This is a genomic window from Aeromonas cavernicola (genome assembly GCF_002795305.1).
Classification (GTDB): Bacteria; Pseudomonadota; Gammaproteobacteria; order Enterobacterales; family Aeromonadaceae; genus Aeromonas; species Aeromonas cavernicola.
This window is the reverse complement of record NZ_PGGC01000071.1, coordinates 1-17,001: the sequence shown is the minus strand read 5'-3', so window position 1 is coordinate 17,001 and position 17,001 is coordinate 1. Positions and strand designations below refer to the sequence as shown.

The window sequence follows — 17,001 nt, the reverse complement described above, 5'->3', positions numbered from 1 at the left end:
TACCCCTGTCACGTCTCGTGACGTGACCGTCTGCCTATACCTCCTATACATGGCATAAAAACTGCTTGTGATGTTGCTCATGACCAACTTCAACATGGGAACTCGTCATGTTCAACGGAAAAACAGTGCTGATCACTGGCGGCACCGGTTCATTTGGCAAGAAATTTATTGCAACTCTGCTCGCCCGCTACCAACCCGCCCGCCTGATCGTCTACTCCCGTGATGAGTTAAAGCAATTTGAGATGCAGCAGCACTTCAACCATCCCTGTATGCGTTATTTCATTGGTGATGTACGTGATGCTGAGCGGCTCGAGATGGCTATGCGCGATGTGGATCTAGTGGTTCACGCCGCGGCTCTCAAGCAAGTACCCGCCGCGGAATACAATCCCATGGAGTGCATCAAGACCAATGTCGGGGGGGCTGAAAACGTCATCAAGGCCGCGCTCAATCATGGCGTGCAAAAAGTGATTGCCCTCTCCACCGATAAAGCCGCAAACCCAGTGAATTTGTACGGTGCGACCAAACTTTGCTCCGATAAATTATTTGTGGCCGCCAACAATATGGCAGGGAAAAACCCAACCATTTTTTCGGTAGTCCGGTACGGTAATGTGGTGGGTTCACGGGGGTCGGTGGTGCCCTTCTTCGATAATTTGATCAACAGCGGAGCAGATACCCTACCTATCACTCATCCCGAAATGACCCGCTTTTGGCTTACCTTGCAGCAAGGTGTCGATTTTGTGCTTAGCAACTTCCAGCGGATGCGCGGGGGCGAACTGTTTGTGCCGAAAATTCCATCGGTGCGGATCACCGATCTCGCTGCGGCAATGGCACCGACCTTGAAACAGGAGATCATCGGTATCCGCCCTGGGGAAAAACTCCACGAAGTGATGTGCCCGGCTGATGACTCTTTCCATACCTATGAGTTCAACGACTATTACGTGATTGCTCCCAGCATCAGTTTTACCAGCCGCAACAATGATTTCAGTGTGAATGCCTTGGGTGAGAAAGCCCAACTGGTCGCCCCTGGCTTTGAATATAATTCACTCAATAACCGGCATTTTTTGTCGATAGCTGAATTACAGAGCATGAACCAGCAGGTGTTATCCGAATGATTCCCTATGGCCGCCAATCAATCAGTGATGCCGATATTGAAGCTGTCGTCGCCGTATTGAAATCTGACTATCTGACTCAAGGTCAAGCGGTTCCCGCCTTCGAGCAGGGGCTAGCCGATTACTGCCAAGTACCCTATGTGGTGGCATGCAGTAACGGCACTACCGCACTGCATCTGGCCTGCGCCGTACTGGATCTGAGCGCTGCGGATAGGGTTTGGGTCTCTGCGGTAAGTTTTGTTGCGTCGGCTAACTGCGCCCGCTACTGCAATGCCGAAGTGGATTTTGTCGATGTGGATCCCGCTACCGGCAATCTCGATGTCGTGGCACTCAACAATAAACTACAACAGGCCGCACTCGTTCATGCACTACCCAAAGCACTGATCGCCGTGCATCTGGCAGGACAGCCCTGCGACCTCAAAGAGATTGGTACACTCTGTCGTCAGTACGGCATCGCGCTGATAGAAGATGCCTGCCATGCCCTGGGAGCCCATTATCAGGGAACCCCCATCGGCAGTTGCCTGCACAGTGATATGACGGTCTTCAGTTTTCATCCGGTCAAACCGATCACGACCGCAGAGGGGGGGGCCATCACCACCCGGAATCAGGCGCTGGCTGCCAAATTGCGGCTCTATCGTAGTCATGGCATCACCCGTGATCCGCAAGCGCTGCTGATGCCTTCCCCTGGCGAGTGGTACTATGAGCAGCAACTTCTGGGTTTCAACTACCGTCTAACCGACCTGCAGGCAGCACTGGGGCTCAGTCAGCTGAGTCGCCTTGACCAGTTCATCACCCAGCGACGTGAACTGGCTCGTCGCTATGACGAACTGCTGACTGCCCTGCCCGTTCAACCACTGCAACAACACAGTGACCGTCAGAGCGGCTACCACCTCTATGTCATCGAAGTCGCTGAACGCGACCAAGTATTTGCTCGACTACGCGCGGCTGGTATCGGCGTCAACGTTCACTATATTCCCATTCCGGCTCAGCCCTATTATCGCGAGCTGGGACATGATCTCGCAGCCTATCCGGGGGCGCACTCTTATTATCAAGGCGCCATCTCCCTCCCCCTGTTCCCCACACTTTCACACACGGAACAGCAACAGGTTGTCCACGCGCTGGATCAGGCAATATGCGGTTAGCGCTCGGTACCGTGCAATTCGGCCTTGATTACGGGGTCAGTAACCAAGACGGGCAAGTTAGTGATGAGGCGCTCGATGCCATCCTCACGCTGGCTCACCAAGCAGGGATCGATACGCTCGATACAGCGCAAGCTTATGGCAATGCCGAGCTGCGACTCGGACAACGGGATACCCGTCATTTCACCTTGATCGATAAACTCGCACCACACCTCCCGCTATCTGATGTACATAATGCAATCAACAACAGCATGCGGCAGCTGGGGCGTACACGACTAGATGGCTTGCTGCTCCATCGCAGCCAAGATGCATCGCCAGCGCTGTTCCACCAGCTTGTTGCACTGCAGCAGCTGGGGGTGATCGGCAAGCTAGGCGTCTCTGTTTACTCCCCAGAAGAGCTCGATGCGTGGCTAGTCGCGGGTTATCCCTTAGAACTGGTGCAATTACCTGCCAATCTGCTCGATCAACGCTTTTTGCGCACTGGCTGGCTCGACAAACTGCTCGAGATGGGATGTGAAATCCACGTACGGTCGCTCTTTTTACAGGGGCTGTTGTTGATGCAACCGCCCCAGCGACCGGCGTATTTGCAATGCTTTGCGGCCGAGTTGGCGCGATTTGACAGCTGGCGCCCCTCACTTTCCCCCCTTGGCAGAGCACTGTCTATCATGGCAGCCCTGCCGCAAGTAAGTCGCTTTGTGGTCGGTGTATGCCATGCCCAAGAGCTAGCCGCCATTATTAACGCCACTCAAGCGCTGCATGAATGCACGGAGGCGGAAATTGCCCCATTGGCCTCTATGGAGCAAGGCCTTATCAACCCCGGACTCTGGAGAACCCAATGATCCTAGGTATTTTGCAGGCCAGAACCAGCTCCTCCCGTCTACCCAACAAGGTGTTAAAAGAGCTGTGCGGCGAACCCATGCTAGCAAGGCAGATTGAGCGACTTCAACGGAGTCAGCGCCTTGATAAGCTCTTGGTCGCGACCAGCGATCAACCAGCAGATCGCGCCATCGCCACCTTGTGTGAAAAGCTGGGAGTCCCCTGTTTCTGCGGTCCGCTTGATGATGTTCTGCTGCGCTTCTATTTGGCTGCTCGCCCCTATAACCCGACCCATATTGTACGTCTCACGGGTGACTGCCCGCTGGCTGACCCCATGGTAATAGATGAGCTGATAACCCTGCATCTCACGGGTAAGTTCGACTACAGCAGCAACTGCAGTAACCCCAGTTATCCAGATGGGCTGGATGCCGAGATCATGAGTGGAAAGACATTGGCAACCCTGCAGGAAAAAGCCACCACGCAGGCCGATCGAGAACATGTCACTTACTATGTTCGTCGCCATCCCGAGCAATTTTCCATGGGTGAACTGCAGCGCACGCCTTCGCTAGCCCACCTACGCTGGACCGTCGATGAGCCTGCTGACTTTGAGTTGGTAGCCCGCATTTATCAGGCGCTCTATCCAACCAATCCAGCCTTTACGACCGATGATATCCTCGCCTTACTGGCACAGCAGCCGGAGCTGGCAACCCTTAATACCCAGCACCAGCGCAACGAAGGATTGGCTGATTCGCTAGCCAAGGAGCATCACATATGACCGCGCGTTATCAACATTCACTGGCTCTCTCTACTCGGGCAGAACAGAGTATTCCTCTTGGATCTCAAACTTTTTCTAAAAGTCGTCTCTGCTTCCCTTATGGAGCAGCACCTCTCTTTATCGAACGAGGGAATGGCGCCAAGGTGTGGGATGTTGATAACAACGAGTATCTCGACTTCGCCAGTGGCTTGCTGGCTATTAGCCTTGGCTATTGCGATGCAGAGGTGAACGAGGCGGTCATAGAACAGCTCAATCTTGGCTCGATTTTCTCCCTTCCTCACCGCTTGGAAACCGAGGTTGCCGAACAGCTCATCGAGCTTATTCCGTGCGCCGAAATGGTTCGTTTTGGCAAAAATGGCACGGATGCTACCTCGGCCTGTATCCGGCTATCCCGTGCAGTCACTGGCCGCGAGCGGGTAGCAGTCTGCGGCTATCATGGCTGGCAAGATTGGTACATTGGCTCTACTACCCGTCATCTGGGGGTACCGGAAGCGGTAAGAGAGCTGACCCATCGATTTGAATACAACGATCTTGCTTCGCTGCACCAGCTACTGGAAACCCACCCGGGGGAGTTTGCTGCGGTTATTTTGGAGCCAATGAATGTTAGCTGGCCCAACCCTGATTTCCTGCCCGGTATACGCCAGCTTTGTGATGCTCACGGCACTCTACTTATCTTTGATGAGACCATTACCGGCTTTCGCTTCCACTTGGGAGGAGCCCAGAGCCTCTTTGGCGTGACACCGGATCTGGCCGCTTTTGGCAAAGGCATGGCCAACGGTTTTCCTATTTCTGCGGTGGTCGGTCGCCGTCAATATATGAAACGGATGGAGGATATCTTTTTCTCCGGTACTTTCGGCGGCGATGTGATCGCCTTAGCGGCCGCCAATGCTGTCATTAAAAAAATGCGGCAATGGGATGTGCCAACTAGGCTGGCAGAGCGTGGGCAACAGATACTGGACAAACTTGATGCGTTGCTAAAAACGCTCAATGCCCCTGCATGGTTGCAGACTGCTGGGCATCCAAGCTGGAGCTTCTTGCTGGTTGCCGATTCTGCCCACCACTCCAGCTGGCTGCTCAAGAGCTATCTTATCCAGGAATTGTGCAAACGGGGAATACTGACCCTAGGTAGCCACAATCTAAACCTTGCCCACAGCGAACAAGACGTCCTCACCTTACTGGACGCTTATCGTGACATTTTGCCAGCCCTCATTCATCACGATAGTGCTAACACTCTGAGCCACGCGCTTGATGGAGAGCCTATCCAGCCCGTATTTCGGGTGCGTTAATGAAGCTGCTATTTCGATGTGATGCGAGTATCACCCTCGGCGCCGGCCATCTCATGCGTTGTCTCAGCATTGCCGACCTTGCGGCGAGTCGTGGCCATGAGTGCCATTTTGTATGTGCTGAGCAGCCCGGCTTCGATGCAACTCAAGTGATCGCCCGCCAACACGGTTTGACACGACTTCCCTCTCAACCGGACTGGCGGTCACTCTATCGCGCCATCATGCCGTGGGCAGGCAGCGACTGGCTGATCGTGGACCACTATCAGCTAGATCGCCGATGGGAAATACCGCTTGCCGCCTTGTTTCCCCAACAGCTAGTGGTTGATGATTTGGCTAACAGAGCACATCGGGCAACCCAGTTGCTAGATGTGACCCCCAGCCGTCAACTCGCGGACTACCAACACAGCGATTTTGAACGTCGCCCGCTACTAGGCCCCAGCTATGCGCCCTTGCGGCCAGAGTTCGCAGCACTCAGATCGGCTGCTTTGGCTAAACGTCGTCTCTGCGCTCCGATCAAACGATTACTGCTCTCCCTCGGTGCCATGGACAGCGATAATCACCTCTCTCGGATACTGCCTCTGATTGATAAGCTCTCTGTCCCTCAGCTGGAGATTGATCTAGTACTGGCAAGCCATGCCCCCCATATTGACGCACTCAGCACACTCATAGCTGCAAGTCGCCATCGTGTCACACTCCATCTTGACGCACATAATATGGCCGAGTTAATGCTGCAAGCAGATCTAGCTATTGGTGCTGGCGGTACCAGTAGCTGGGAGCGTGCAGCGCTGGCACTGCCAACCTTGCTATTCACTTTGGCTGATAATCAACAAGAGAATGCCGAGCAGCTAGCCAAGGCCAATGCGGTAATCTGGCTTGGTGACCTGAGAACATTAAATGAGCAACAGCTGTTGCACCAACTGTTCACTCATTGGCCAACGCCGGCTAAGCTGCAGCAGCTTAGCCAACATGCGGCCACCCTATGCGATGGTGCGGGGACGCAGCGCCTGCTTGAAACCCTGACGCCATTGCAGCACGGATACTGGCTACAGCCCGTTACAACAGAGGATGCGGAGTGGATGTGCCTCTGGCAGCAGCACACAGTGACCCGGCAGCACAGCCGCAATCCCGCCCCCCCCTCTCTTAATGAACACCAAGTTTGGTTAGATAGCACACTACAACACACCCATCGCTGGTTATTTAAATTGATGTCTGTGAATGGCCCCTGTGCAGTGGTGAGACTAGACGAATCCCATGAGGCGCCTGGAAATAACGAGGTCTCGCTCTATGTAGACCCACAGCAACACCAGCAAGGCCACGGCAAACGTGCACTGGCTCTACTCCATAAACTGTTTCCATGGCTAACGTTTCACGCCTACATCCACCCCGAAAATCAGGGTTCGCTTGCACTCTTCCAATCGGTTGGATACCAGCCCAGTCATCAGCAACATTGGTTTTACTTTACGCCTAGGGAGCCTTTTCATGCCTCAGTTTACTATTAATGGCCGTGCGATAGGCCCAAATAACCCGCCTTATATCATCGCTGAGTTGTCCGGCAACCATAATGGCCAATTGGAACGTGCCCTGGCTCTGGTGGATGCAGCCGCCGATGCTGGCGCAGATGCCATCAAGCTACAAACCTATACCGCCGACACCATGACCCTCGATTGTGATCTGCCAGATTTTCATATTCAAGGCGGCTTGTGGGATGGCTACACCCTTTACCACCTCTATCAGCAAGCTCACACCCCTTGGGAATGGCATCAACCACTGTTTGAACGGGCTGCTGCTCGCGGATTAACTATTTTCTCTAGTCCATTTGACGAAAGTGCCGTCGATTTTCTCGAACGCTTGGGAACTCCAGCCTACAAAATAGCTTCATTTGAAATCACCGATATCCCATTACTCCGATATATTGCGCAGCAAAGAAAGCCTGTGATTATCTCATCAGGCATGTCTACCGAAGAGGAAATCACACACGCTCTGCAGGTACTGCGTGAAAATGGTTGCTCCCAGATTTTGCTGCTGCATTGTGTGAGCGGCTACCCCACCCCACTCGCCGATATTAATCTCAAACGCATTACACGTTTAGCCGACAGGTTTGCAGTACCCGTAGGTCTTTCGGATCATACCCTTGGCAATACAGCAGCCCAGCTGGCTATCGCTCTGGGGGCTGTAGCTATTGAGAAGCACCTCACACTTGCCCGCAGCGATGGTGGACCTGATGCGGAATTTTCGTTGGAACCTAACGAACTAAAAACATTGTGCGCGCAAACTAAGCTCTGTTGGCAAGCACTGGGAACCGGTAAGAGTGGCAATAATCAAGCTGAACAGGCGAATCTAAAGTTTCGTCGTTCACTTTATTTTGTCACCGATATTCCAGCTGGCACTCTCATTAAACCAGAACACATCAGACGGATCAGACCAGGTTATGGTCTCCCTGCTGATTCATTGCCTCTGATCATCGGTAAACAAGCCCGATATGATATTCATCGTGGTAAAGCGGTCAGTTTTGATGACCTAATGTAGTACACTAGCCACCCCCTATTTCACCTATTAAATTAATATTCATGATCCCTAGGAGATAATATGAGCCAGAAAAATATATTTATAGCGGGGGAAGGTGATGCTTGGTATGAAAGAAATAAACAACACACCAATGACAACTCAGTAAATAATGATCCTATTTTAGCTGCTTTAAATACTATTAAATGCAAACCAACACGGATCCTAGAGATTGGCTGTGCCAATGGTTGGCGATTAGCTCAACTGAAAAAAATTTATAGCGCAGAATGTTATGGCATTGATCCCTCAATACTGGCAATTCAAAATGGCCAAACATGCTATCCAGACTTAAACCTTTTTGTCGGTACTGCAGATACCCTTCCTAATATAGAAAGTGTAGACCTCATCATTTTCGGATTTTGTCTCTACTTATGCGATCCACAAGACTTATTTAAGATTGCCGCAAATAGTGACCATTTATTAAGTGATAAAGGCCTTATGACCATCTTAGATTTCAATCCACCTGCTGGCCACTACCGTAATGAGTATCAGCATCACAATCATATTTTTAGCTATAAAATGAACTATGGCGATATGTTTTGCTGGCATCCAAGTTATCATAGGATATTCGAGCATAGCCGGCATCATAATGGTAGCAACGAATTAGAACTGGAACCGGACTCGTTAGTGTCAGTTCAAATATTCAAAAAAGATTGCCAATTGCTCACAGCAAAAAACCCTTACTTAAAAGGATACAATAATATTCCTAACACATAATGTGCTAGTAACTAAAATGAATCGAATGTAAAAATTCGATGTAGACTACATATTTATTTTTATATATATTGAGCGGTTGATATAAAATATCTATCACAACCACTCAAACCTCAAATCAGAATATAATTACCCATGACTAAATTATAATTTAGTCATGGGTAATTATTAATTAAAAGCTAAAAAATAGTATTAAAATAACTAATCGCGATATATCAAGACAACTTAAACGTTGAATGAACAAATCCTTGATATCCATCAATATGCAATTTAGCTAATACTGCCACTTCAACTTCATTTTCTACACGCGTAGCGATCGTTAGCGCACCCGCATTATGTGCAGCACGACATACAGCAGACAAAAATGAGGTGTCTGTACTAGGATTTAAAATCTGACTGGTATAGCCATGATCAACTTTTACATAGCTAGGTGAGAGCATTTTAAGGTAATCCAACGACTGAAAATGCCTGCCATAGTGATCTACACCCCATTTAAAGCCATGCTCGCGCAGTAAATTAATAAATTTTGACACATGTTCTCTATATTTAACAATTGCAGTTTCAGGCACTTCAAATAACAACCTACTTTTTAAATTTTCATTCTCTGATAAGAATTTTGGCAACCAATTTAATACTTCACCCGAGCAAAATGTACCTATCGTAATATTAACAGCCAACGTTAATTCTAACTGCTGTTTAAGTAATCCAACCGTTGCTGTCAAAATTGCTCGGTCAAATTGCCTCCCCATATCAAATTGCTCAATAACAGGTAAAAACTGACTGGCTAGATAGTCTATACCATCACGAGAGATCGATGCGAATAACTCAGCATGCAACTGACTGCCATCGACAAAACGACATGCTGGCTGTGCTTTAAAACTCCAGCGCTGACATAAAATGGCATCCTCCACAAGCTCTCGCCAAGCAAGCTTTCCCATCATTCCAGGACGATAGCCCGCTGCCATTACTACTGCACCACGGCGTTCATTCCGGGCTTTAGCCAACGCATTGTCTGCCTTTGTTAATAATATAGAGAGATCATCATCACCATCTTGCTCTGCAATTCCGATCACTGAAAGCGCCTGACCAGACGTCATCGGATTAACCACAAGCGCAGCGATACGGCTATTAATCTGTTCTGCTAACTCAAGTAGCTGTTGTGAACCATTTGTCGGGCAAAGCACCGCGTACTCAACAGCAGAGATCCTTGCGACAGCAGAGCCACTCCATCCTTGCAACAACTCACGTAAAGCACTAGCTATTGATTTAACCATACTGTCACGTGCAGCATATCCCTCATCACGATAGATATCCTCCAGCATATCGACAGCAACCAACATCACCCCACCTCTTCCCGAATCTGCAATCCAAGCATTCACTTGACCGATGAAATAAGCTCGGTTACCTAGACCAGATACCGCATCGACATACACATGTTCACGTAATAATTCAGCCTCATCTGCCTGCTCTTGGAACTGCACTTCCAATTTATTTGTGAGCGTATTGATCGCTTGTACTACCTGCTTTAATTCATGAGTTTTTGGCTCTGGAATAACATGACTAAAGTGATGTTGTTCTATTTCTACAGCTTGATCACAAATTTGCTTAAGTGGTCTAAGCAAAAAATGAAGTGCACGCATCAGTAAAATTGTCATTACTAAAAAGCCGACAATAAACCAGCTAGCTAACCGACTCATGCCAGCCCATAGTTCATGATAAGCTTGGCCAGAATGACCAATGATCTTTAACTTCCCTAGTTGTAACCAACCCGATGTTAAAATGGATTCGTTTATTATCTCTGGGAATAATCCTAATTTAACAAACCAATCAGGTACTCCTTGAATGGTGCTAGCGTTTATCTGCTCAACCACCTCTTGAGAAGTGAGTAACTCCAATCGAATAGTTCTGTAATAACCGCCATCGAAAACAGCTTGAATTACAGATTCAGCACCTAACTTATCACCATCATCCAGATAGGGGGTAAGCGCTAAGCCCAGTGAAGTAGCGGTATTATTCAAGTTGGTTTCTTGCTGCTGCTGTAGATAACTACGGGTAGAGCTAAACTGTACCCAATATGTTATCAAGAATAACAAGCCGAATAGCAGCAACATTGTTATTAATAACTGTCGATAAAGCGTCATAGGTTAATCATCCAATTTGATTATCGGCTGAGCCAGTCGTTCAGATGTTATTCGATTACGTACATCGTTCCACAACCCTAAGCGAGTTGCTTCTCCTACCATTTCACCTTGAGCACGCGCTTTCATCAACCACAAGTGACTACCATTAAAACTATATATAGGAACCAAATCTTTTCTTGCGGTCGCCAGACGTATATCAGTCATTAAATTATCTAATATCACTGGTATAGCAGAAGGTGTTTCATAATAAGCAACCACCATATGAAAAATATTATAGTTTAACGCTTTGACATAAACTAGCCGGATTTTCTCATCAGGAATACCTAGTTCAAGTAACGTGTAATACTTTGCGATGCTAAAATCCTCGCAGTCACCACCTGCCGCTCCCAAGAATTCGGTTGGGGTAGACCAATAATCTTTTCTTTGCCATAGTTTAATATCATCAATAAAATACATTCTATTAAAAAAACTATTTACCAACTTAAGTTTTTCAGTTTCTTTTAATATGTTATCTTGATGCTCCATGACCATAGTACGCCAACTTCTCACTCGCTTCGCAGCACGTATGCCATAGACCAGCTCCACTCGCTTTACCAGATTGAGATCACTCTGTAACAATAGTTGCTGTGCAGATAATACCAAGGAGATAGAAGCTATAAATAGAAAAATAAAGGAATAAAAAATTCCCAATAAAATCCAGCGAGACCGGTTTAAAATATACAGCAATACTTTTTGATATACACATATTATGTATTGCAATTAAATATTACCACTTCGAGATTAATTCCAAATATAGTTTGTAAAGATAAGGTGATACCTGTGTCATCACCTTATCAATTTTTCCTATTCATCGGTATAATATATTTCATTGAACCTTTGCTTGCCACTCCTCAGGTTGCTTGACACTGAAGGCATTAAGCAGATTACCTGTGGCATTTAAAATACGGTAATCCGCCAACAATGAATCATATTCTGCAATAATGTAGCTACGACGAGCTTCAAAAAGTTCGTTTTCAGTGTTTAATACATCCAATAATGTTCGTTCACCTAAACCAAACTGTTTCTTATATGCTTGAACGGTATCATAGCTAGCATCTACATGTTCTTTTAGAAAGACTTTCTGTTTTGCGAGCGACTCTTTAGCATTCCATGCTAAGCGGGTCCCTTCCTCAACCTGACGAAATGCATTTAAATGAACATCTTTAGACTGATTATAAAGTGCTGATGTGGTATTACTTTCAGCTACATCAGAGCCGCCACGGAATAAGTTATATCTCATTCTTATCATTGCAGTAAGGTCATCATTACGTCCTTCCACAGCATCGATATCTTCATTCCAATTTTGATCGACTTCAAAGGTAACGTTTGGATAGAAACCAGATTTAGCCCCTTCATACTGATATTTAGCGGCTTCAATATCTTGTAACGATGACAGTAAAGTAGGATGAACTTCCGTGGCTTTCTTCAAAGCATCCGCCAAGTTACCTGGCACGAGGTCACTCACAGGCGTTGGCTGAACTAAATCTTTTGGTGTTTCATTAATTACCCGAATATATTCGCTTTCTGCATCAAGATAATTATTTTCAGCAGCGGCTTGATTCGCATAAGCACGAGCAACACGTCCTTCAATTTGGGTCTGGTCTGCGGTGGAGCCGAGTCCTGAATCCGTGCGTTTATTGATATCACTGCGTATCTGCTCATGTGTTTCTAGATTTTGCTTTGACAGCTCCAAAATTTCTTGTTGGCGTAACATATTTAAATAAACTTCTGCTACACGAAGAGCTGTATTTTCAGCTTCAGAGAGCATTGCTAATCGTTGAGCATTCGCTTCTGCTTTGGTGCGAGACACATTATTGCTGACATCAAAACCGTCAAAGAGCATTTGCCGTAAACTTAGACCGGCTTCTTTGCGAGTCATCGAATCATCAACACTAACCCTGTTGTTACGTATCGATGGACTATCCGTCTTTTCGTAACCAACACCTCCACGCAAATCAAGCGTTGGGTAGTAGCCACCTTTAGCGCCTTCATGCTGATAAACTCGAGCCAGATAGAGACTAAATGCTTCTTTTATTTTGGGATGAGTAGCTAATGTCTGAGCAACCGATTCTTCTAACGTCAGTGCTTGACTAGGCACTGACAAAAGGGTTGTGCCACTCACCAGCATGGCAACAATCGTTTTTTTCATTGTTATCTCCAGTCATATTATCTTTAGATTATTTGCTTATCGTTCGCGCAAGGCAGACTGTTTAGCCCTTAAGATCGGCTTCAATAGATAGTCTAAGACGCTTTTTTTACCTGTAATAATATCCGTACTCGCTAACATTCCAGGAATGATTGGAAGAACATTAAGTTCATCGCCTAGATAGCTTTTTTCTGTGCGGACACGAACGAGATAAAAAGCATTTCCGTCTTCATCTTGAATCGAATCGGCACTGATCTGTTCAACTTTGCCATGTAATCCACCATAAATAGTGAAGTCATAAGCCGTGATTTTAACGACAGCATCCAATCCTGGGCGTAAAAATGCAATATCTTTAGGTGATATTTTAGACTCGACTAATAGAGTATCTTCTAATGGTACTATCTCCATTAAATCCATACCTGGTTGTACGACACCACCGAGAGTGTTAATTTTGAGTTTCTTAATAGTACCCTTTAGTGGTGCAATAACACTGGTGCGGTCTACTCGATCTCTTAACCCAACTTGTCCTTCTGAAAGCTGGCCCAACTGACCTTGTTTTTCATTAAGCTCGGTTTGAGAATCAGCACGGAAAGTCAGAGCGATATCATTACGTTTAGAAATGGTTTCTCGTAAAACTGAGTTGAGTTTAGGAATAAGCAATCGGTTACTCTCTAATTCTCCCTCCATCTCATTTACTTGCCGTTCAAGCTTAATCAGTTCAACTTGAGGTACAATTCCTTCTTTTGCCAATGGTCTACTTATATTAAGTTCTTGCTTAGCTAACTCAACACTACGATTGACTGTCTTAATTTTGGCATTGAGTTCTATCATTTCTTGTTCTTTCTGCTCAATTTGCTGGCCAAGAATATAGAGCTGATTCTTCAAATTAGTTATCCGATCTTTTTGGACTGAACGTTCACGTGCAGCATACTCAGTAAATAATCCTTCAAAACCATCAGGAAACTGGATAGGTGCCTCCTCAATCACGACCTGCTCACGCCAGCCAAGTGTCGGATCATTTTTTACTACAACGCTTGCCATTTCAGCACGTAAACGGGCAATACCACCTTTTAGTGTTACAAGCTCTTGTTCACGCTCTCGAAAATCTGAACGAAAGCGAGTGTCATCTATACGAAGCAAAGGCTGCCCTTTTTCAACGATGTCTCCTTCCTTAACAAAAATCTCTTTGACGATCCCACCTTCAAGATTTTGAATAACTTGTAGCTGACGAGAAGGAATAACTTTACCCTGACCAATCGTAACCTCATCCAATTCTGCCCAGGCTGCCCAAGTAATTGCACTCATAAAAAAAAGAAAACAGCACCATAATAAAATACGCGCATGAGTGGGTGTACTGAGCAATACGGCAGCTGCACCATCATCAATAAATGCCAAATGCTCTTGGTTGGGTAGAACCTCATCCGAAGGCTTTGTTTTCATCCTGCCAAAAAGCCCGTTAACCATGTGAGACCTCTTGCACTCGGACCTTACCTTCTTTCAATTGTTGCAATACAACTTCTCTTGGACCATCAGCAACAACCATTCCTTGCTCAACCACTATCACCCTTGAGGCAACATCTAGCATTGACGTTTTGTGAGTAATCAGAATTAACGTCGTCTCAGGCCCCAATTTGGCAAGTTCATGCTTAACCTGCAATTCAGATTGATTGTCCATATTAGAGGTTGGTTCATCCATCACTAGAATCGGGGGATCGTTAAGTAATGCTCTTGCAAGCAAGATAGCTTGACGCTGACCACCAGATAACTGGCGCCCCCCTTCTCCTATCTGTCTATCTAAACCATTGGCATCTCGATTCGTAAAGTTAGTCACTCCAGCTCGCTTGGCTGCACGCAATACTCGCTCATCATCCACTAATGGATTCCCAAGCATAATATTGTCACGAACAGAACCAAAGAAAAGTGTCACATCTTGAGGAACACAACCAATATTTCTCCTAATGACAGATGCAGGTAATTGATCAAGTTCAAAACCATCTAAACGTACCGAACCATCGGTAGGACGATACAATCCCATTAATAATTTTTCTAACGTTGTTTTACCAGCACCAATTCGTCCAATAATAGCAACTTTCTCTCCCGGCAAGATCGTAATATTAATACTGCGAAGAGTGTTAATCTCACTACCTGGATATTTAAATGACACTTTATCAAATTCTATTTTGCCAGAAATAACCGGATGATGAATATATTGCTTCCCCTCTTCTTGTTCACTCGGTGTCAACATGATTTTTTCTAGGATGGCTAGCGCAGACCGTGCTTGATTATAACGGGTAGAGAGGACTGATAGCTGAACCATCGGAGCAATAGCTCGACTCGATAGCATAACAGCAGCAATCATGCCACCCATGGTAACTAAACCTTCCGAAATTTGATAAACACCGACAATGACCAGACCAACAGTCACCACCTGCTGTATATAACTAGCAAGTGAGGACATTGAATTAGTAATACGACGAGTTTGTACACCCCAAGTAGATATATGAGATACCGCTTGTTCCCACCGAGACTGAAACATACCTTCAGCACCAAATATCTTAACTGTTTCTAATCCCGCAATACTCTCGATTAAATTAGCGTTTTTCTGAGAGGCCAAGCGAGAACCTTCTTCGATAGATTTTTTAAGTGGCTCCTGAATATACAGGCTATAGCCAATCAAAATAAGCATAGCAATAATAGGGATAACAACCATGACACCTGCGAAGATCCAAATTATAAATAGGAAAAAAATAGCAAATGGAAGGTCGATCAGTGTCGATACTGTTGCAGAGGTAAAGAACTCCCGTACTGATTCAAACTCTTGTAAATGCTTAGCAAATGCACCCGTTGACGCGGGACGAGACTCCATTCGCATGCCCATCACTTTGGCAAAAATCTTTGCTGATAATATAACGTCAGATTTTTTTCCTGCTATATCGATAAAATAACTGCGCAATTGACGCATTAATAAATCAAATGTAAAAACAACCATAGCGCCTACAGCTAATACCCATAAAGAGTCAAAAGCTAAGTTTGGCACTATTTTGTCATAGACATTCATCGTAAATAATGGGCTAGCAATCGCGAATATATTTATAAGAATAGAGGCAATCAGCACATCCTGATAGATACCTCTAGATTCAAATAAGGTACTCCAAAACCAATGACCATCACGGGTTTTTAGTACCTGGGGGGAACGCTCATCAAACCTGAATTGTTTTTTTACGAAGAACAACTTGCCAATATATTCATCCGCCAATTGGTTAATACTCAACCATTGTGCTGCATCACCAGCTTGGGGGAAGACCACCTTACCTTGTGTTCTATCTTCGTTCCATTCAAGTAAGATACAAGCACAACCATTTTGCAGTTGTAGCACACAAGGCAATAAGAGTGATGATATAGAGGGAAGAGGCTGTATAACCTCACGCGCGGAAAGCCCCCCTCGTTCAGCCGCGCGGCTAAACAACATTGGGGTTAAGCGGCCGGCAACTAACGGCAGTCCTGTCGTTAAGGCATCTTGACTGTTAGGAACCCCATAGAAACGGGTCAAGAAAACGAGGCATTCTAACAATTCATCGATATGGTCAGTTTCTGCTTGCATAGCATCCTGTCACTGCTTTTTAGGCCAATTCTGTCATCCATCCGAATTGCCTTGCGTATACTACTTCGACATCAATAAGTCGCGCCACTTTTACTAAAATGCAGATATAAACACATCTGATATATCGGCCATAATAATAATGTCATCACTCATTTATGTCATGTTAACAAAGTAAACTTACCTATTGGTCATCTCATAACCACTTACGTAAGGACTAAACGTCTCACCACAAAATGAGAAATAACTTACATTAAAATCTATCATATCAACATTAACATATTGACACTATAGTCCATCGATTAAAAACTATTTATGGGATGATTTATTTTCATACAAATAACAAAGTGCTCATTTAATGTCCAATTAAATAAACCGTTCTATCTATTTATTGGGCATTGTTTCCCAAATCAATCCTGTGTGAATGGAACTAACTGGGGAAGCTGTGATCTGATTACTACCATCCTCTAATGACCTAGCTATTCCTGCACAACTAAGCGGCTTGGGCATAGGCCTGCGCCGGGGTTTTCATCTTTAGCGCCTGATGAGGGCGCTTCCGGTTGGAAAACTGAAGCCACTCGCCAATCACTCTACTGGCATGTTGTAACGTCTCGAACCTCTGCCTATGTGCACATTGCTCTTTCAGTGTTCTGAGCACCCGCTCAATCATGCCGTATTG

At 46.0% G+C, this 17,001-nt stretch carries 14 protein-coding genes; 8 read left to right on the top strand and 6 right to left on the bottom strand.

Features of this window, described 5'->3' with window-relative positions; all coding sequences use genetic code 11:
- The first annotated feature begins 107 nt into the window (after nt 1–107).
- The 8 genes from pseB to CUC53_RS07695 are packed head-to-tail and all read left to right on the top strand — an operon-like array spanning nt 108 to nt 8,401.
- The gene (gene pseB / locus CUC53_RS07730; protein ID WP_100293617.1) at nt 108–1,112 is read left to right on the top strand and encodes a UDP-N-acetylglucosamine 4,6-dehydratase (inverting); all 1,005 of its coding nucleotides are present in this window, start codon (nt 108–110) and stop codon (nt 1,110–1,112) included.
- The gene (pseC, locus tag CUC53_RS07725; RefSeq protein WP_100293616.1) at nt 1,109–2,251 is read left to right on the top strand and encodes a UDP-4-amino-4,6-dideoxy-N-acetyl-beta-L-altrosamine transaminase; all 1,143 of its coding nucleotides are present in this window, start codon (nt 1,109–1,111) and stop codon (nt 2,249–2,251) included. Before pseB ends, pseC begins: the two co-directional genes overlap by 4 nt.
- Nucleotides 2,242–3,087 carry an aldo/keto reductase gene (locus CUC53_RS07720; protein ID WP_100293615.1) on the top strand — a complete coding sequence of 282 codons (846 nt, stop codon included), beginning with the start codon at nt 2,242–2,244 and terminating at the stop codon, nt 3,085–3,087. The genes pseC and CUC53_RS07720 overlap by 10 nt, the downstream gene beginning before the upstream one ends.
- Nucleotides 3,084–3,839: a cytidylyltransferase domain-containing protein gene (locus tag CUC53_RS07715; RefSeq protein ID WP_100293614.1), complete on the top strand. Its 756-nt coding sequence runs from the start codon at nt 3,084–3,086 to the stop codon at nt 3,837–3,839. Before CUC53_RS07720 ends, CUC53_RS07715 begins: the two co-directional genes overlap by 4 nt.
- Nucleotides 3,836–5,125: an aminotransferase class III-fold pyridoxal phosphate-dependent enzyme gene (locus CUC53_RS07710; RefSeq protein ID WP_100293613.1), complete on the top strand. Its 1,290-nt coding sequence runs from the start codon at nt 3,836–3,838 to the stop codon at nt 5,123–5,125. The genes CUC53_RS07715 and CUC53_RS07710 overlap by 4 nt, the downstream gene beginning before the upstream one ends.
- Nucleotides 5,125–6,621 (top strand): UDP-2,4-diacetamido-2,4,6-trideoxy-beta-L-altropyranose hydrolase, encoded by a 1,497-nt coding sequence (gene pseG / locus CUC53_RS07705; protein ID WP_100293612.1) that lies wholly within the window; start codon nt 5,125–5,127, stop codon nt 6,619–6,621. The genes CUC53_RS07710 and pseG overlap by 1 nt, the downstream gene beginning before the upstream one ends.
- Nucleotides 6,602–7,648 carry a pseudaminic acid synthase gene (gene pseI / locus CUC53_RS07700; RefSeq protein WP_100293611.1) on the top strand — a complete coding sequence of 349 codons (1,047 nt, stop codon included), beginning with the start codon at nt 6,602–6,604 and terminating at the stop codon, nt 7,646–7,648. Before pseG ends, pseI begins: the two co-directional genes overlap by 20 nt.
- Before the next feature lie 60 nt (nt 7,649–7,708).
- On the top strand, nt 7,709–8,401 hold the full coding sequence (locus CUC53_RS07695; RefSeq protein ID WP_100293610.1) for a class I SAM-dependent methyltransferase: 693 nt from the start codon (nt 7,709–7,711) through the stop codon (nt 8,399–8,401).
- A 212-nt stretch (nt 8,402–8,613) separates the two neighbouring features.
- On the opposite strand, the gene CUC53_RS07690 is transcribed toward CUC53_RS07695, so the two are convergent.
- The 6 genes from CUC53_RS07690 to CUC53_RS07665 form a co-directional block, all read right to left on the bottom strand.
- The gene (locus tag CUC53_RS07690; RefSeq protein WP_100293609.1) at nt 8,614–10,539 is read right to left on the bottom strand and encodes an EAL domain-containing protein; all 1,926 of its coding nucleotides are present in this window, start codon (nt 10,537–10,539) and stop codon (nt 8,614–8,616) included.
- 3 nt (nt 10,540–10,542) lie between these two features.
- A complete protein-coding gene (locus CUC53_RS07685) occupies nt 10,543–11,256 on the bottom strand; it encodes a transglutaminase-like cysteine peptidase (protein ID WP_420808049.1) in 714 nt (237 codons plus the stop codon).
- A 148-nt stretch (nt 11,257–11,404) separates the two neighbouring features.
- Complete coding sequence (locus CUC53_RS07680) at nt 11,405–12,727, bottom strand: TolC family outer membrane protein (RefSeq protein WP_100293608.1); 1,323 nt, start codon at nt 12,725–12,727, stop codon at nt 11,405–11,407.
- A 36-nt stretch (nt 12,728–12,763) separates the two neighbouring features.
- On the bottom strand, nt 12,764–14,188 hold the full coding sequence (locus CUC53_RS07675) for an HlyD family type I secretion periplasmic adaptor subunit (protein ID WP_100293607.1): 1,425 nt from the start codon (nt 14,186–14,188) through the stop codon (nt 12,764–12,766).
- Nucleotides 14,181–16,325 (bottom strand): type I secretion system permease/ATPase, encoded by a 2,145-nt coding sequence (locus tag CUC53_RS07670; protein WP_100293606.1) that lies wholly within the window; start codon nt 16,323–16,325, stop codon nt 14,181–14,183. Before CUC53_RS07670 ends, CUC53_RS07675 begins: the two co-directional genes overlap by 8 nt.
- 490 nt (nt 16,326–16,815) lie before the next feature.
- Nucleotides 16,816–17,001: integrase core domain-containing protein (locus CUC53_RS07665; RefSeq protein WP_157798226.1), on the bottom strand; the 186-nt coding region annotated here is incomplete at its 5' end.